General features: G+C 65.4%; 15 protein-coding genes. 2 read left to right on the top strand and 13 right to left on the bottom strand.

Translation table 11 applies throughout. From position 1 onward, the window contains the following. Window positions 1-3: 3 nt before the first annotated feature. From miaB to G6R19_RS10400, 4 genes are all read right to left on the bottom strand, one after another. A complete protein-coding gene (gene miaB, locus G6R19_RS10415; protein WP_163164545.1) occupies window positions 4-1,581 on the bottom strand; it encodes a tRNA (N6-isopentenyl adenosine(37)-C2)-methylthiotransferase MiaB in 1,578 nt (525 codons plus the stop codon). A gap of 3 nt (window positions 1,582-1,584) precedes the next feature. Beyond that, complete coding sequence (locus tag G6R19_RS10410; RefSeq protein WP_240341836.1) at window positions 1,585-2,073, bottom strand: regulatory protein RecX; 489 nt, start codon at window positions 2,071-2,073, stop codon at window positions 1,585-1,587. Window positions 2,074-2,226: 153 nt separating this feature from the next. Continuing rightward, on the bottom strand, window positions 2,227-3,282 hold the full coding sequence (recA, locus tag G6R19_RS10405) for a recombinase RecA (protein ID WP_066274884.1): 1,056 nt from the start codon (window positions 3,280-3,282) through the stop codon (window positions 2,227-2,229). A gap of 190 nt (window positions 3,283-3,472) precedes the next feature. Further along, the gene (locus G6R19_RS10400; RefSeq protein ID WP_163164541.1) at window positions 3,473-3,697 is read right to left on the bottom strand and encodes a DUF3046 domain-containing protein; all 225 of its coding nucleotides are present in this window, start codon (window positions 3,695-3,697) and stop codon (window positions 3,473-3,475) included. A 40-nt stretch (window positions 3,698-3,737) separates the two neighbouring features. Between G6R19_RS10400 and G6R19_RS10395 the strand changes: the two genes are divergently transcribed. Continuing rightward, the gene (locus G6R19_RS10395) at window positions 3,738-4,271 is read left to right on the top strand and encodes a MarR family transcriptional regulator (protein WP_163164539.1); all 534 of its coding nucleotides are present in this window, start codon (window positions 3,738-3,740) and stop codon (window positions 4,269-4,271) included. Window positions 4,272-4,440: 169 nt separating this feature from the next. Here G6R19_RS10395 and G6R19_RS10390 read toward each other — a convergent pair whose 3' ends face one another. The 8 genes from G6R19_RS10390 to G6R19_RS10355 all read right to left on the bottom strand — a co-directional run bounded on the left by G6R19_RS10390 (window position 4,441) and on the right by G6R19_RS10355 (window position 13,044). After that, a complete protein-coding gene (locus G6R19_RS10390) occupies window positions 4,441-4,893 on the bottom strand; it encodes a helix-turn-helix transcriptional regulator (RefSeq protein WP_163164537.1) in 453 nt (150 codons plus the stop codon). Between the two features lie 150 nt (window positions 4,894-5,043). Next, window positions 5,044-5,523: a CinA family protein gene (locus G6R19_RS10385; protein WP_163164534.1), complete on the bottom strand. Its 480-nt coding sequence runs from the start codon at window positions 5,521-5,523 to the stop codon at window positions 5,044-5,046. Further along, entirely contained in the window at window positions 5,520-6,161 is a 642-nt protein-coding gene (gene pgsA, locus G6R19_RS10380) for a CDP-diacylglycerol--glycerol-3-phosphate 3-phosphatidyltransferase (RefSeq protein WP_163164532.1), read from the bottom strand. The genes G6R19_RS10385 and pgsA overlap by 4 nt, the downstream gene beginning before the upstream one ends. Window positions 6,162-6,184: 23 nt before the next feature. Beyond that, window positions 6,185-9,091 (bottom strand): DNA translocase FtsK, encoded by a 2,907-nt coding sequence (locus tag G6R19_RS10375; protein ID WP_163164530.1) that lies wholly within the window; start codon window positions 9,089-9,091, stop codon window positions 6,185-6,187. Window positions 9,092-9,230: 139 nt separating this feature from the next. Next, on the bottom strand, window positions 9,231-10,922 hold the full coding sequence (locus G6R19_RS10370; RefSeq protein WP_163164528.1) for a ribonuclease J: 1,692 nt from the start codon (window positions 10,920-10,922) through the stop codon (window positions 9,231-9,233). A gap of 41 nt (window positions 10,923-10,963) precedes the next feature. Then, entirely contained in the window at window positions 10,964-11,872 is a 909-nt protein-coding gene (gene dapA, locus G6R19_RS10365) for a 4-hydroxy-tetrahydrodipicolinate synthase (RefSeq protein ID WP_163164526.1), read from the bottom strand. 58 nt (window positions 11,873-11,930) lie between these two features. After that, a complete protein-coding gene (locus G6R19_RS10360) occupies window positions 11,931-12,713 on the bottom strand; it encodes a carbon-nitrogen hydrolase family protein (RefSeq protein WP_163164524.1) in 783 nt (260 codons plus the stop codon). Between the two features lie 34 nt (window positions 12,714-12,747). Then, window positions 12,748-13,044 carry a hypothetical protein gene (locus tag G6R19_RS10355; RefSeq protein ID WP_163164687.1) on the bottom strand — a complete coding sequence of 99 codons (297 nt, stop codon included), beginning with the start codon at window positions 13,042-13,044 and terminating at the stop codon, window positions 12,748-12,750. A 149-nt stretch (window positions 13,045-13,193) separates the two neighbouring features. Here G6R19_RS10355 and G6R19_RS10350 point away from each other — a divergent pair, with 149 nt between their 5' ends. Further along, window positions 13,194-14,429 (top strand): heparan-alpha-glucosaminide N-acetyltransferase domain-containing protein, encoded by a 1,236-nt coding sequence (locus G6R19_RS10350; RefSeq protein WP_163164522.1) that lies wholly within the window; start codon window positions 13,194-13,196, stop codon window positions 14,427-14,429. Window positions 14,430-14,555: 126 nt separating this feature from the next. Here G6R19_RS10350 and G6R19_RS10345 read toward each other — a convergent pair whose 3' ends face one another. Next, a complete protein-coding gene (locus G6R19_RS10345; RefSeq protein ID WP_163164520.1) occupies window positions 14,556-15,035 on the bottom strand; it encodes a hypothetical protein in 480 nt (159 codons plus the stop codon).

Genomic DNA, 15,035 nt, shown 5'->3' with positions numbered 1-15,035 from the left:
GCGTCAGCGGCTGCGGACAGGCAGGGCAGGCATCCCGAGGGAGACCCCGCTCCGGCCCTTGGCGACACCTGGCGCGGGTGCTCCGCAGGAATCTGCCTGGGACCTGTCCCAGGCGTCGCCGGCGCGGGACCTGCGCAGGCTGTAGTCCTCAAGGGTGGGGTCCGCCACGAGGTGGAAGGAGGCGGCCTCGGTGATGGTGACAGTGACAAGATCACCGGGGCGAGGCGCCGGTGCTCCCTCCGGTACGGAGAAATGCACCAGCCGCTGGTCCTGGGAGCGTCCGGACAGCCGGTGCGTCTCTTCGGCTTTGCGACCTGACTGCGCGGTCACCATGACCTCTACCCGGCGGCCCAGCTGTTTCCGGTTCTCCTCCGCGGCAATCCGGTCCTGCAGCGCGGTGAGGCGTTCGAAGCGCTCCTGTACTACGGCCTTCGGCAGCTGGTCCGGCAGGTCCGCTGCCGGCGTGCCGGGGCGCTTGGAGTACTGGAAGGTGAAGGCGGTGGCGAAGCGGGACTGTTCCACCACATCCAGGGTTGCCTGGAAGTCTTCTTCGGTTTCGCCGGGGAAGCCCACAATGATGTCAGTGGAGATGGCGGCGTGGGGAATCTTCTCCCGGACCTTTTCCAGGATGCCGAGGAACTTGGTGGACCGGTAGGACCGCCTCATGTCACGCAGGACCTTGTCCGACCCGGACTGCAGCGGCATGTGCAGCTGCGGCATCACGTTGGGCGTTTCGGCCATGGCATCGATGACATCGTCTGTGAAGGCGGCAGGGTGCGGGCTGGTGAACCGGACACGTTCCAGGCCCTCGATCTCCCCGCAGGCCCGCAGGAGTTTTGAAAAGGCCTGCCGGTCGCCGAATTCCACGCCGTAGGAATTGACGTTCTGGCCCAGGAGGGTCACTTCGATGGCGCCGTCGTCCACCAGGGCCTGGATCTCCGCGAGGATGTCCCCGGGCCGGCGGTCCTTCTCTTTGCCGCGCAGGGCGGGAACGATGCAGAAGGTGCAGGTGTTGTTGCAGCCGACCGAGATGGAGACCCAGCCCGAGTACACGGAGTCGCGCTTGGTGGGAAGCGTGGACGGAAAAACGTCCAGCGATTCCAGGATCTCCAGCTGCGCCTCGTCGTTGTGCCGGGCACGGTCCAGCAGCGCGGGCAAGGCGCCGACGTTGTGCGTGCCAAAAACGGCATCCACCCAGGGCGCCTTCTTCAGGATGGTTTCCCGGTCCTTCTGTGCGAGGCAGCCGCCGACGGCGATCTGCATGCCGGGGTTTGCCGCCTTCACCGGGGCAAGGATGCCGAGGTTGCCGTAGAGCTTGTTGTCAGCGTTTTCACGAACGGCGCAGGTGTTGAACACCACCACGTCCGCCTGGCCGCCGACTGCCGGCACGTAGCCAGCGTCCTCCAGCATGCCCGCCATGCGCTCTGAATCGTGCACGTTCATCTGGCAGCCAAAAGTGCGCACCTCATACGTGCGGGGCTTTCCCGTGCCCGGTTCGGGAGCGGGGGCAGCCGAGGCCGCAGCGCTGGACCCCGAAGACGGGTTGGTGCCGGAACGAGGGGAAGGAATGGTCAAACTCACCTGTTAAGGGTACCGGTTCGGTGGGTCGTCAGTGTCGGGAGCAGCGTGGGCATCAAGGACTTCGCAGACGATGCGGAAAGCCTGGGACGGCTGATAGCCCTTGCGTGCCAGCATGGACGCCAGCCGGCGCGTGGCTTTGTCGCGGTCCGCCCTGTCCCCAAGGTCAGTTCCGGGCCGCAGCTTCCGCTCCACCAGGCTACGTGCGGCGGCTTCCTCGTCAGCGTCGGAGAGCTGCTCAAGGGCTGCGGCGGCGGTTTCCTGGTCCACCCCTTTCTCGGCGAGCTCCCGCCGGAGTGCGCCCTTGGCCAGCTTCCGGGACTGTGACCGGCTCCGCACCCACATGTCCGCGAATTCGGCGTCATCGATGAGCCGCGCCTCCTGGAACTTGTCCAGTACCGCCTCTGCAACGTGCTCCGGGATGTTCCGTTCGGCGAGTTTGCGGGCAAGCTGAAGCCGGCTTTTCGCCGACGCTGCCAGCTGCCGGTACACGATGGCCTGGGCGACCGATACGGGATCCGGTTCGGCGTCACCGGCAACCGGCGAGTCGTGATCCGGACCGTCCTGGAAGTCAGCCGCATATGAAGCAGCGCGCCGCCCGCCGGTTCTGGCCCGGCGGGGACGCGCACTTTCAGCACTGGTCAACGGCTAGAACCCGTCAACGGCTTTCAGCTTCGGGGAGTCCTTGGACTCAGGCTCTGCCGGCTTCACGCCAACGCCGAGCTTTTCCTTGATCAGGCGCTCCAGCTCGGCCGCAAGCTCCGGGTTGTCCCGAAGGAACCGGCGGGAGTTTTCCATGCCCTGGCCCAGCTGGTCGCCGTCATAGGTGAACCAGGAGCCGGACTTCTTGATGATGCCGTGCTCCACGCCCATGTCAATGATGCCGCCCTCGCGGGAGATGCCCTGGCCGTAGATGATGTCGAACTCGGCGACCTTGAAGGGCGGGGCCATCTTGTTCTTGACGATCTTGGCCTTGGTCCGGTTGCCGACCGAATCCGCGCCCTCCTTGAGGGTCTGGATGCGTCGCACGTCGATGCGGATGGAGGCGTAGAACTTCAGCGCCTTGCCACCGGTGGTGGTTTCGGGGGAACCGAAGAAGACGCCGATCTTTTCACGCAGCTGGTTGATGAAGATCGCCGTGGTTTTGGTCTGGCTCAGGCGTCCGGTGATCTTACGCAGGGCCTGGCTCATGAGGCGTGCCTGGAGGCCCACGTGGCTGTCGCCCATGTCGCCTTCGATTTCAGCGCGCGGAACCAGGGCGGCGACAGAGTCGATAACGATGACGTCCAGCGAGCCTGAACCCACCAGCATGTCCATGATCTCCAGGGCCTGCTCGCCGGTGTCCGGCTGGGAGACCAGGAGGGCGTCCGTGTCCACGCCGAGCTTGGCGGCGTACTCCGGATCGAGGGCGTGCTCGGCGTCGATGAAGGCGGCAATGCCGCCCAGCCGCTGGGCGTTGGCCACAGCATGAAGGGCCACGGTGGTTTTACCGGAAGATTCCGGTCCGTAGATTTCCACGACGCGGCCACGGGGCAGGCCGCCAATTCCCAAAGCTACGTCCAACGCAATGGAACCGGTAGGGATGACTTCGATCGGGGCCCGGACTTCGTCCCCGAGGCGCATGACTGAGCCTTTACCGAACTGCTTGTCGATCTGGGCCAGCGCTGCTTCGAGCGCTTTTGCACGATCCGGGGCTGCCGCCATGGTTCACACCTCTAATGCTTTCTCGCTTTGGAGTGGCCTCAGCGGCCGTTTATTGGTCATCTCTGACGCTAATGGGACCCACTGACATTCCGGCCGGATGAGGGCGGCTATGTGGAAAACCCGCTAGGAAAAGCATAGCTTTACCCGAACAGGTATTCGAACAGCGGCGCGGCGTGTCAGGAGAAACTGCTCATTCCACGCGGGGTTTGATGTCCCTTCCCAGCCGCCGCTCAGGTGGGACGTCCTGGACATCACAGACTGCCAGCCACACTTTCCGCGGCTCCACACCGGCGGCCAAAGCCTGGTCGGCAGTGCGTCCACCCACCCCGGCAAGAACAAGGGTGCTGCTGAGGACCCGCGAGTACCCGGCGCCAAATTCGTCGTCCATGAGTCGCCAATAGTCGCTGATTCGCACCAGAAAAGTCTCTCACGATCCGCACCCTAGAATTGTTGCCATGAGCAACTCCCCCGCCATCCCGCCCGCGCACGGCCGCGAAGACGATGCCACCGTGGACGCCGCGCTGCAAAACGTGGAACACCAGATCAGCCTTTTCTGGCGGCGGGCCCGGGCCATTTCCAACCAACTCTCCCGGCAGGTTCACCCGGACATGGAACCTGCGGCCTATGGGCTGCTGACGGTCATCCGGCGCGAGGGCCCCATCCGGCTCACGGACCTGGCGATGAACATCGGTGTGGGCAAACCTTCCGTGAGCCGGCAGATTGCCTTCCTGGAAAGTATCGGCCTGGTATCCAAGGAGGCCGACCCGCTGGACGGGCGGGCCCAGGCCATCCGGCTGACCCCCAAAGGTGAAGAAAAAATGCACCAGGTCCAGGATGCCCGGCGGCAGGTCTTCCGGGAACGCCTGGGTGAATGGCCGGTGGAGGACCTGCAGGAGCTGGCCCGTTTTATGGCCAAGCTGAACTCCACCTATGAGCGCGACGGTTTCCCGCACGACGGTCCCCCGGCCCAGGCGGCCGGGGTCAAGTAGGCGCCAGGGAGAAGTAGGCGGAGGCAAGCAGGCGGGCCAAGTACGCGGAACAACCAGGGCAGGTCAGGCACGGACAGCAGGCACGAAAGTTGCCGGACACAACTGAAGCCCCCGGCACACCGCCGAAGGCTTCATTGTGTTGCAGGGCCACCGGGTGGTGGATCAGCCCTTACCGGGCGCCGGAGAACAGGCCTGTTGAAAGTTCGTCGTTGAGTTCAGTGTTAAGGTCGCGATCGAGATCACGCCCGTAACGCTGGGAGAATTCCTGGGGTACGGTGTCCGGAACGGCAACGCCTTCGGCAACTGCCACACGGTCACTGACCTCACGAAGCATGCTGGACAACGGGACGTCCAGGGCCGTGCAGATCGAGGAAAGCAACTCGGAAGATGCTTCCTTCTGGCCGCGCTCCACTTCACTCAGGTAGCCCAAGGAGACACGGGCGCTGTGCGAAACTTCACGGAGCGTGCGCCCCTGACGCTGGCGAACATCGCGCAGGACATCACCGATTTCGTGACGAAGTACAACCATCTTGCGCTCCTTCTGTTCGCTCTTAGCCTGATCGGCGAGGCCCACATCCTTCCAGCGGACAACGCCGTTTACGGATACGGGCTGCTTTACCATCTGTATCGCCTTGCTCCTCTTAGTCGGTTCGCCGTAGAGCGAACCATGGTGGTGGTTTTATCCTAGGCGCCCCCGCTCTCCGGAAGCGACACAATGTAATAACTAATCGGTACCGGCTTTTGTTCCCAACAACTTTACAGGCGGGTAACTTCAGGAAGCCAGTGCTTCCAGTAGCCTTTCCAGTGCAACGCCGCATGCCTGCCCACGGATTTCGGACCGGTTCCCGGAAAACACATACTCAAAGCCGGCGCTTCCCGCCGCCGTAGCAATGCCGATGTACACCGTTCCCACTGGCTTTCCATCATGGGCTTCCGGTCCGGCAACTCCGGTGGTAGAAATACCGATATCGGCGCCAAGGGCGGTCCGGGCGCCGGCGGCCATGGCGGCGGCAACAGCGCTGTCAACGGATCCGGCGTCGGCGAGCAATTCCGGGGAAACCCCCAGGACGTTCTCCTTAACCGAGTTCTGGTAAGCCACCACGCCGCCCTGCAGCATCCCGGAGGCGCCCGGGGTGTCAGCGAGGACAGCTGAGACCATGCCGGCCGTCAGCGACTCGGCCGTCGCCACGGTGCGTCCCAGTTCCAGTGCCTTCCTGACGGCCTGTTCCGACAAATGGTGAAGGTTTGTCACGCCGGCTCCTGCCCGTTGGCCGTTCCCTGCAGCTTTCCCCTGGACCGCAGGCGCAGCGCCTCGACGACGTACTCGACGCCGGTCCAGACGGTGATCAACACGGCCACCATCATCACGGCGAAAGCCGCCCATGACAGCCACGGCATAATGGCCGCCAGCGGCAGGAGGTACAGGAAGATGGCCGCCGTCTGGACGACCGTTTTGAGCTTGCCACCCCGCGACGCGGGGATGACACCGTAGCGGATCACGAAGAAACGCAGCGCTGTGATGCCCCACTCACGGACCAGGATCACCACCGTGACCCACCAGGGCAGTTCGCCAAGCACGGACAGCATGACCAGCGCGGACCCGATCAGCAGCTTGTCCGCAATCGGATCGGCAATCTTGCCGAAGTCGGTCACGAGGTTCCGGCTCCTGGCGATGTCGCCGTCGAGCTTGTCCGTATAAATTGCGACGGCGAACGCCGCCGCCGCTGCCCAGCGCCAGGGCCCGGCCTCGCTCTGCAGGCCCGGCGCGTCAGCGATCAGGAACCAGACGAAGAACGGCACCAGCGCGATGCGGAGCATGGTCAGGACATTGGGAAGGTTCCAGACCCCGGCACGGCCTGAGCCGGCGGCGGTTGCATCGGTGCTAGTCACCTTCCTAGGCTACATTCTTTGGGCTAGCGCCCGGTCAGCGACCAGGCGTCTTCCGAGCCGTCTTCGTCGTCATACCCGCCCGGAGCGGAGTCAGATCCGTCGTAATATTCGACGTTCTGCTTCCGCTGGTCCAGGTCCGCGGCTACCAGGTCCTCGGCATAGCCGCCCTGGGCGATATTGGCGTTGGCGTTGTCGCTGAGGGCTGCCGTCTGGGCGTCCGGTGCCTTCGGCGCCTCCTGGCCCTTCATGGCTGCGAGGACCGGCGCCAGGTCGTCCGGCTTCACCAGGACGTCGCGGGCTTTGGAACCCTCGGAGGGGCCCACTACTCCCCGCGATTCGAGCAGGTCCATCAGGCGGCCAGCCTTGGCGAAGCCGACCCGCAGCTTGCGCTGGAGCATGGATGTGGAGCCGAACTGCGTGGTAACCACCAGCTCGGTGGCCTGCAGCAACACCTCGAGGTCGTCCCCGATGTCGTCGTCGATCTGCTTCTTGGGCGCGTCGACGGCGACGTCGTCACGGTAGGCCGCCTGGAGCTGTCCCTTGACGTGCTCAACCACCTTGTGGATCTCGGACTCCGTGACCCAGGCACCCTGGACGCGCATGGCCTTTGAAGCACCCATGGGCAGGAAGAGGGCGTCACCCTGGCCAATGAGCTTCTCCGCGCCCGGCTGGTCAAGGACCACACGCGAGTCGGTGACGGACGAGGTGGCAAACGCCATTCTCGAAGGAACGTTGGCCTTGATGAGGCCGGTGACCACGTCCACGGACGGCCGCTGCGTGGCCAGGACGAGGTGGATGCCGGCGGCGCGGGCAAGCTGGGTAATGCGGACGATCGAGTCTTCCACGTCGCGTGGCGCCACCATCATGAGGTCGGCGAGCTCATCCACGATCACCAGCAGGTAGGGGTACGGGCGGATCACCCGCTTGGAATCGACCGGCGGCTGGACCTTGCCGGCACGGACCGCCTTGTTGAAGTCGTCAATATGCTTGAAGCCGTAATTCGCGAGGTCGTCATACCTGGCGTCCATCTCCCGGACCACCCATTGCAGGGCCTCCGCCGCCTTCTTGGGGTTGGTGATGATGGGTGTAATGAGGTGCGGGACGCCTTCGTAGGCCGTGAGTTCCACCCGTTTGGGGTCCACCATGACCATCCGGACTTCGTCCGGGGTGGCGCGCATCAGGATGGACGTGATCATGGAGTTCACGAAGGACGACTTACCGGCACCGGTGGCGCCGGCGACCAGCAGGTGGGGCATCTTGGCGAGGTTGGCCACCACGTAGCCGCCCTCAACGTCCTTGCCCACGCCCATCACCATCGGATGGTCGGTGCGGCGGGCGTTCTGGCTGCGCAGCACGTCGCCCAGCGAGACGGTCTCACGGTCCGTGTTGGGGATCTCGATGCCGATGGCGGACTTGCCCGGGATGGGGCTCAGGATCCGCACGTCGCTGGAGGCCACCGCGTACGAGATGTTCTTCGACAGGGCGGTAACCCGCTCCACCTTGGTTCCCGGGGCCAGCTCGATCTCGTACCGGGTGACGGTGGGACCGCGGCTGAAGCCTGTCACGGTGGCATCCACGTTGAACTGCTGAAGCGTGTCGGTGAGGGCAGCGACGACGGCGTCGTTGGCCTCCGTGCGCTCCTTCGGGATTGAGCCCGGGGTCAGGTAGTCCGAGGCAGGGAGGGTGTAGGTCACGTCACCGGCAAGCGACAACTGCTCGGTCCGCTGCGGGATGGGAACGGGCGGCGGTGCGGGAGCCACAGGGTTGGACGGCACGGTGGGCGCCGCGGAACCCGCCTGGCCACCGGAGGCGGACAGGCCCGGGGTGATCATGGGGATGGCTTCGGTGGCGTTCTCCCCCGGTTCAGCGGAAGCAGCAGCGCCGAGTCCCTGCGCCGCCTTGATCTTCTCGACGGCGATCTCGGCCTGGGTGGGGCGGCGGACCCCCGGGGCGGGGCGCGGCGGCTGCGGCTCGTCGTCGTCGATGACGGCGTGCTCGAACGCTTCGTCGCCCACATAGCCTTCCAGGCCGGCGTCGGCGTCCTCTTCCTTGCCGAACAGGCGGCGCTTCTTCTTTTTCGGTGCGGCGGGCGGGGTCCGCTCAAGGTAGCTGCGGTCGTGACGATCGCTGTCCTCCTGGTCCAGCAGGTCGATGCCCATCAGGTGCTCATAGGCACCGCGAAGCCGCCGGGGAATGGCACCGAACGGCGTAGCGGTGATGATGAGCAGGGATACGAAGGCGAGCAGCCCGTAGAGCACCAGCGGCACGGCCGGATGGATGGCCGCCAGCGGCGACGCGCCCAGGAATCCCAGCATGCCGCCGGCCTGCCGCAACCCGTCAAAACCCTGGGCGACGGTGGGCTGGCCGCCCAGGACGTGCGCAAGGCCGCACCCTGCGAAGGTCATGATCAGAAAGCCGATACCCACCCTGTTGTTGCCCCGGCCGTCGGAGGGCTGCCGGAACAGCCGGAAGGCGCACACAAAAAGCATCAGCGGGAGCAGCAGCGAGATCCAGCCGAACGTACCGTTCACGACGCTGTAGACGGCGTCCGGGAACCATCCGGTGAGCCCCCACCAGGCGAAGGTGGCGATGAAGACGCCCAGGGCCAGGTTGAAGAGGGCGGCACCGTCACGGCGCTCGTCCGCCGGAAGGTCGCTGACGTCATGGCCGATGCGCCGCACTCCCCCGCCCACGAGGTGGCCGATTCCCAGCCATGCTCCCCCCACTACCCGCAGCAGCCAGGGCTGGTGCTGTTCGACGGCGGGAAGCTGGCGGGTCCGCGCCGTGCCGGAGCTCCCGGCCCGCCCCGACTTGGACGCCGGGGATTTCGCTGCCGTGGAGCCGGAACCGCGGCCGCCGGAACCGCCGGATTTGCTGCCGGAGCTGGCCCTGTTTGAACCATTGGGCGCGGAAGTAGTACGAGTGGCCATAGTAGCCACGGTACCGGAACGGCCGTGGTTTTCCGGGGATTTGGGCGCCGGTGGATGCCGGTTCTGAGGGCTTAAACACGTCCGGCCCGCATTCCTGGACGGGACCAGGAGCACGGGCCGAAGCCGGCGGCGAGGAAGGCTACGCCTCCAGCACCACAGGAATGATCATGGGCTTGCGGCGGAGCTTGCGGTTGACCCACGTGCCCACCACGCGGCGGACCACCTGCTGGAGCTGGTGGCTGGTGTGGTCCGCATGGTTCAGGACGGCTTCCTCCAGCGCGGCGTTGATCTTGGGGATGATGTCGTCGAAGACGGAATCGTCCTCTGCCACGCCCCGGGCGTGGATCTCGGGTCCGGAGACCACCTTGCCGGTGGTCCGGTTGATGACCGTGATGATGGAGATGAACCCCTCGTCGCCGAGGATCCGGCGGTCCTTGAGGTCGGCGTCGGTGATTTCGCCCACGCTGGAGCCGTCCACATAGACAAAGCCCACTTCAACCTGGCCCACCACATCTGCGCGGTGGTCCTTGAGGTCGATTACGGTGCCGTTGTCCGCGAGGATCACGCTGGCTTCCGGCACGCCTGACTCAATGGCGATCTTGCCGTTGGCGATCAGGTGGCGGGTTTCACCGTGCACCGGCATCGCGTTGAGCGGCTCAAGGATGTTGTAGCAGTAGAGGAGTTCGCCGGCGGCGGCGTGCCCGGAGACGTGGACCTTGGCATTGCCCTTGTGGATAACGTCGGCACCGAGCTTGAGCAGACCGTTGATGATCCGGAAGACGGCGTTTTCGTTTCCGGGGATGAGGCTGGATGCGAGGATGACCGTGTCACCGTCGCCCACCACCACGCGGTGGTCGCCGTTTGCCATGCGGGACAGTGCGGCCATCGGTTCGCCCTGGGAACCGGTGGACATCAGCACCACGCGGTTGTCCGGCAGGTTATCGATGTTCTTGATGTCCACGATGAGCCCAGGCGGGACGTCCAGGTAGCCGAGCTTCTCCGCGATGGCCATGTTGCGGACCATCGAGCGGCCAACGAAGGCCACCTTGCGGTTGTGCTTTGCGGCTGCGTCCAGGACCTGCTGCACACGGTGCACGTGGGAAGAGAACGATGCCACGATGATCCGCTTCGTGGCCTGGCCGAAGAGGCGCTCCAGGGTGGGGCCGATTTCCTTTTCCGCGGTAGTAAAACCGGGGATGTCGGCATTGGTCGAGTCCGACATAAAGAGGTCAACGCCCTCTTCGCCGAGCTTGGCGAAGTGCCGCAGGTCGGTAATGCGGCCGTCAAGGGGAAGCTGGTCCATCTTGAAGTCGCCTGTGTGCAGGACCGTGCCGCCTGCAGTGCGGAGGAACACGGCCAAGGCGTCGGGGATGGAGTGGTTGACCGCTACGAACTCGCATTCGAAGGGGCCGAACTTCTCCACTTGGCCTTCCTCGACGGTGAGGGTGTAGGGCCGGATGCGGTGCTCCTGCAGCTTCGCCTCAATCAGGGCAAGGGTCAGTTGCGAACCGACCAGCGGGATGTCACCGCGGAGGCGCAGCAGGTACGGAACAGCGCCGATGTGGTCCTCGTGCCCGTGGGTGAGGACCACAGCCACGATGTCGTCCAGCCGGTTTTCGATGTAGGAGAAGTCAGGCAGGATCAGGTCGACGCCGGGCTGGGTTTCCTCCGGGAAGAGCACGCCGCAGTCCACGATCAGCAGTTTGCCGTCGATTTCGAACACGGCCATGTTCCGGCCGATCTCCCCCAGTCCGCCGAGCGGAACGATCCGCAGCGTGCCTTGCGGCAGGCGGGGAGGGGTGACAAGGCCGGTGAGGGCAGTTTGGGTCATATTGCACTACTTTCCAGGCGGAAGGGTGCTGGTCTTACTCCTCAGGAAAAGACCAGCCCCGCTTCCGCCAAATCCCCGCGGATGGTTTCGATCTCGGCTTCGTCCGGCTCCACGAGGGGCAAACGGACAATCGAGTTGGGCAGGACTCCCTGCCATTTAAGAATCTGTTTGGCCGCAACGGCCCCCTGGACCCGGGTCATGGTGGCGCGGACCACGGGCTGAAGCTCAAAGTTGATTTTCCGCGCGGTTTCGAGGTCGTTGGCGTTGACCGCATCGATGAGGTCGCGGAACTGGCGGGTGGCCACATGCGTGGTGACGCCGACGAGGCCCACGGCACCCAGCGCCATCCAGGGCAGGGTCAGTCCGTCGTCGCCGGAGTAGAAGAGCAGGTCCGTTTCGGCCATAACGCGGGTGGCCGCAACGAAATCGGCCTTGGCGTCCTTGACGGCCACAATATTGGGGTGCTGCGCCAGGCGGATCATGGTCTCGGGTTCGATGGCGATCGAGGACCGGCCGGGGATGTCGTACAGCATAACGGGCGCGTCCGCGGCGGAGGCGATGGTTTCGAAGTGTGCGCGCAGGCCGGACTGGCTGGGCTTGTTGTAGTAGGGGGTCACCAGCAGGATGCCGTCGACGCCGAGGGCCGCAGCCTGCTGGGAGAGGTGCACTGAGTGTGCGGTGTCGTTGGTGCCGGTGCCGGCAATGATTGCCGCCCGGCCTCCGACCGCTTCCTTGACGGCCCGGAACATGCCCAGGTTCTCTTCGTCGGTGAGGGTGGAAGTTTCGCCCGTGGTTCCGGTGACCACCAAGCCGTCGCAGCCGTCGTCCACCAGCTTGCTGGCCAGTTCCGCGGCCTGCTGGTAGTCCACTGTGCCGTCCTTCGTGAACGGCGTGACCATGGCGGTCAGGAGGGTGCCAAGGGCAGGGATGCGCGCGGAAGTGTCAGCCATGGAAAAAACGTTACCCTGTCCCCGGCCGGTTAGGACAATAGGGGCGGCGTGATGAACGTCAAACAGCCGCCCCGCCGGAGGGGCCGCCGCTGTGCTTGCGGTATTTTGCGAGGCGGCTTCGCTGCAGGATGCAGGGAACAACTTCGGTGCCGGTTCCCGCGGCTTGCTTCAGCGCAAAGCCGTCGGGACCCCACAAGCCGCTCAAGCCGCAGGAGTCACCCAGGGGACTCCTGCCGCCGAGGTTGGCGAGCAGCGTGAACATCCTGTTGTCCATGGCCCGGGCTCCGAGGTGGAGGGCCAGCCGGTGTTCCTCGTCCCTGGTATAGAGGGCGGACACGCAATAGACGTCAGCTCCGGCTGCAGCGGCGTCGGTTGCGTGGGCCGGTACGGAGGTGTCGAAGCAGAGAGCGAGTGCAATGGTCCACCCGTCCACCATGATCAGGGTGGTGCCCTCCCCCGGCATGAACAGCTCTTGCTCCTGGCCGTGGAGGTGAGTCTTGAACGCCGTTTCCGTGCTGCCGTCCGGATGAATGGCTACAGATGCCAACCGCGCCGCACCATCACTTTCGCGGAGGGCAGCGCCCACAACAGCCGTAATCCCGGTCCTGCGGCAGATCTCCCGGACATCGCCTAGGCGTTCGTCATCCGGCATCAGCCAGGAGTCGGAGTCCTTGAGGAGATCCAGCCGGTAGCCGGTGAGGGACAGTTCCGGGAAGACTACCAGGCGGGCGCCGTGGTCATCGGCATCCTCGATGAGGCGCACATGCTCGGCAGCGTTTGCGGTGATTCCTCCGTCCAGGGGCTGGTACTGGATGGCGGCGACGGGGAGGGTGTCGGTCACGCCTCCATCCTAGGCAGCTGCCCCGACGCCCACCTCAGCAGCGGTCCCTTTGAGCGCGTGGCGGTTCACCAGGACCAGGCTGGCAGTACCTGCCGACTGCCGACTGTCTCAGCCCTTCCGCCCACGCAGCCAGCCGCTGGGCTGCCCGGACGTAGTGGAACAGTTCTACCGGAGTCAGGGCGTCGATATCCGTCTCGCCGAGCCGGCGCGCGAGCTCCGCCCCCTCCGGCTGCGCCGACAGGCTAACGCCCTCCTGCTCCCACTGGATATCCTCGGAGGATTTTCCAGTCACCAGCTGGCGGAAGAGGTAGTCAACAACACCCGGGCTCATTGCCTTCAGTGGCCCGGCATGCTGTGACTCCGAAGCGGGGATTTCGGGTGATGGGGTTTGCATGCGGTCCATATTATTCGAACATATATTCGAACACAAGGAGTATTTGTTGACAGCTTCGGCACAGGCAGGTGTGAGACGATCTGGGCATGACCTCCCGTAACGCCGCCTCCTCTTCCAGGACGGCCGCCAGCCGGTCCGTGCCCGGCCGGCTGCATGGCATTGACGCGGCGCGCGGGCTGGCCCTGCTGGGGATGATGGCCACCCATCTGCTTCCCACGTTCGAGTCGAACGCCGACCTGACCCCCACCTGGATCGGCCTGACCTTTTCGGGCCGGGCAGCCGCACTGTTCGCAGTGCTGGCAGGCGTTGGCCTTGCCTTGTCCACGGGCAAGCACAAGCCGCTGGATGGCCCGGACCTGTCGGCAGCCCGGCGCGGCGTTGCCCTGCGCGCCCTGGTGATTGCCGCCGTCGGACTCAGCTTGGGCGGCCTTGAAGTGAACCTGGCCATCATCCTGGTCCACTACGCAGTGCTGTTCCTGTGCGTCCTGCCGTTCCTGGGCATGAAGCTGAAGCCGCTCGTCGGATGGGCAGCCGGTTGGATCCTTGCCTCACCGGTTTTGGCGTACCTGCTGCGCCCCTGGCTGCTGGCTGCGAACCCGCCGCTAAGGCTCGGCCACAACCCCTCCTGGGAGGATCTGTCCACCCCCACCCGGCTCCTGGCGGACCTCTTTTTCACCGGCTATTACCCCGTCTTCCAGTGGCTGTCCTACCTGCTGGTGGGGCTCGTCGTCGGCCGCCTGATGCTCAACAAGGCCCTCGTCCCGTGGGTGCTCCTGATCGGCGGCACCATCGTTGCCGTCCTGGCCAAATCCCTGGGAAACGCTGCGATGGAAAGCTGGGGCGGCCGGGCTGCCCTGGAAAAGTTGCTTGATTCCCCCGGCTATCCCTTGCACAGCGTGCTGCAGGTAAACCTGACGGGCATCCCGCAGGAAGGGTCCTGGTGGTGGCTGGCCTCGGCGGCGCCCCATTCGGCCACGCCGCTTGACCTGCTGCATACGTCCGCCGTGGCAGCGGCGGTAATCGGGGCCTTCCTCCTGCTGGGCAGGCTGGCCGAGTGGGTGGCCCTGGACCTGTTGCTGCCGCTTCGCGGTGCGGGCGCCATGACCCTGACCCTCTACTCCGTCCACGTGTGGGTGGTTTCGGGCTTCTACCTCAAGCCGCTCCCGGCCGGGTGGACTGAGGACGCGATGTACTTCGCCCACGCCGCCACAGCAGTGATTGTGGGCATAGTGTTCGTGCTGCTGAAGTGGCGCGGGCCCCTGGAATGGCTGGGGCATGCGGCAAACCAGGTGGGCCGAGGCAACGCCAAGGCCCTGCGCTGAGTGCACCGCCGTTGGATGCACCGCTGCAGCGAGCAGCAGGGCCGGCCCGGTGCCGGGGGCGGCTAGGCCGGAAGGCCGCCGGCTAGACCAGAAGGCTGCTGGCGGCCGGGCCGGTGGCGGGACCAGCTAGGCCGGAACCTGGCCGCGGAAGAGCTTGACGGCGTCACGCATGGAGGCGCGGGCGCGCTTGCGGTCGCCGGCAGCGTCGTAGGCGCAGCTCAGCCGGAACCAGGAACGCCAGTCCTCCGGTGCTGCTTCAGCCTCCGCCCGGTACTTCTCGAACTCCGCATCCGCTGCGGAACGGACAATCCGCCCCGCCGGGGTCCTGGGCAGCTCGTCCACGGGAAGGCCGCCCTCGGCCTCGAGGACCTTCGCCATCTGCTCGGTGCGGGCTCCGAACATGAGTTCCCGGACGAGCGCCCAGGCACCAATCACCGGCAGCACGAGGTAGGCGGCTCCGATGGCGACGGCGGCAGGGTTGCTGTCCGTCAGCAGCAGGACCGAGCGCTGGAAGGACACCACCAGGTAGAAGACCAGGAGGAGCGTGACTGCCCCCACCCAGATTTTGGTGCGGTTCTTCCGGAAGCCCGCAACCAACCCGCCCAC

Source organism: Arthrobacter sp. Alg241-R88 (assembly GCF_900537115.1).
Lineage (GTDB): Bacteria > Actinomycetota > Actinomycetes > Actinomycetales > Micrococcaceae > Arthrobacter.
Note: the sequence above shows the minus strand (reverse complement) of the source record. Positions and strands in the feature narration are given on the sequence as shown.

Excerpts from the sequence above, each read along its gene's own strand:
- recA (WP_066274884.1), bottom strand. The coding sequence starts at position 3,282 with ATGGCGGCAGCCCCGGATCGTGCAAAAGCGCTCGAAGCAGCGCTGGCC.
- dapA (WP_163164526.1), bottom strand. The coding sequence starts at position 11,872 with ATGGCTGACACTTCCGCGCGCATCCCTGCCCTTGGCACCCTCCTGACC.
- G6R19_RS10375 (WP_163164530.1), bottom strand. The coding sequence starts at position 9,091 with ATGGCCACTCGTACTACTTCCGCGCCCAATGGTTCAAACAGGGCCAGC.
- G6R19_RS10355 (WP_163164687.1), bottom strand. The coding sequence starts at position 13,044 with ATGAGCCCGGGTGTTGTTGACTACCTCTTCCGCCAGCTGGTGACTGGA.
- G6R19_RS10370 (WP_163164528.1), bottom strand. The coding sequence starts at position 10,922 with ATGACCCAAACTGCCCTCACCGGCCTTGTCACCCCTCCCCGCCTGCCG.
- G6R19_RS10350 (WP_163164522.1), top strand. The coding sequence starts at position 13,194 with ATGACCTCCCGTAACGCCGCCTCCTCTTCCAGGACGGCCGCCAGCCGG.
- G6R19_RS10390 (WP_163164537.1), bottom strand. The coding sequence starts at position 4,893 with ATGGTAAAGCAGCCCGTATCCGTAAACGGCGTTGTCCGCTGGAAGGAT.
- G6R19_RS10395 (WP_163164539.1), top strand. The coding sequence starts at position 3,738 with ATGAGCAACTCCCCCGCCATCCCGCCCGCGCACGGCCGCGAAGACGAT.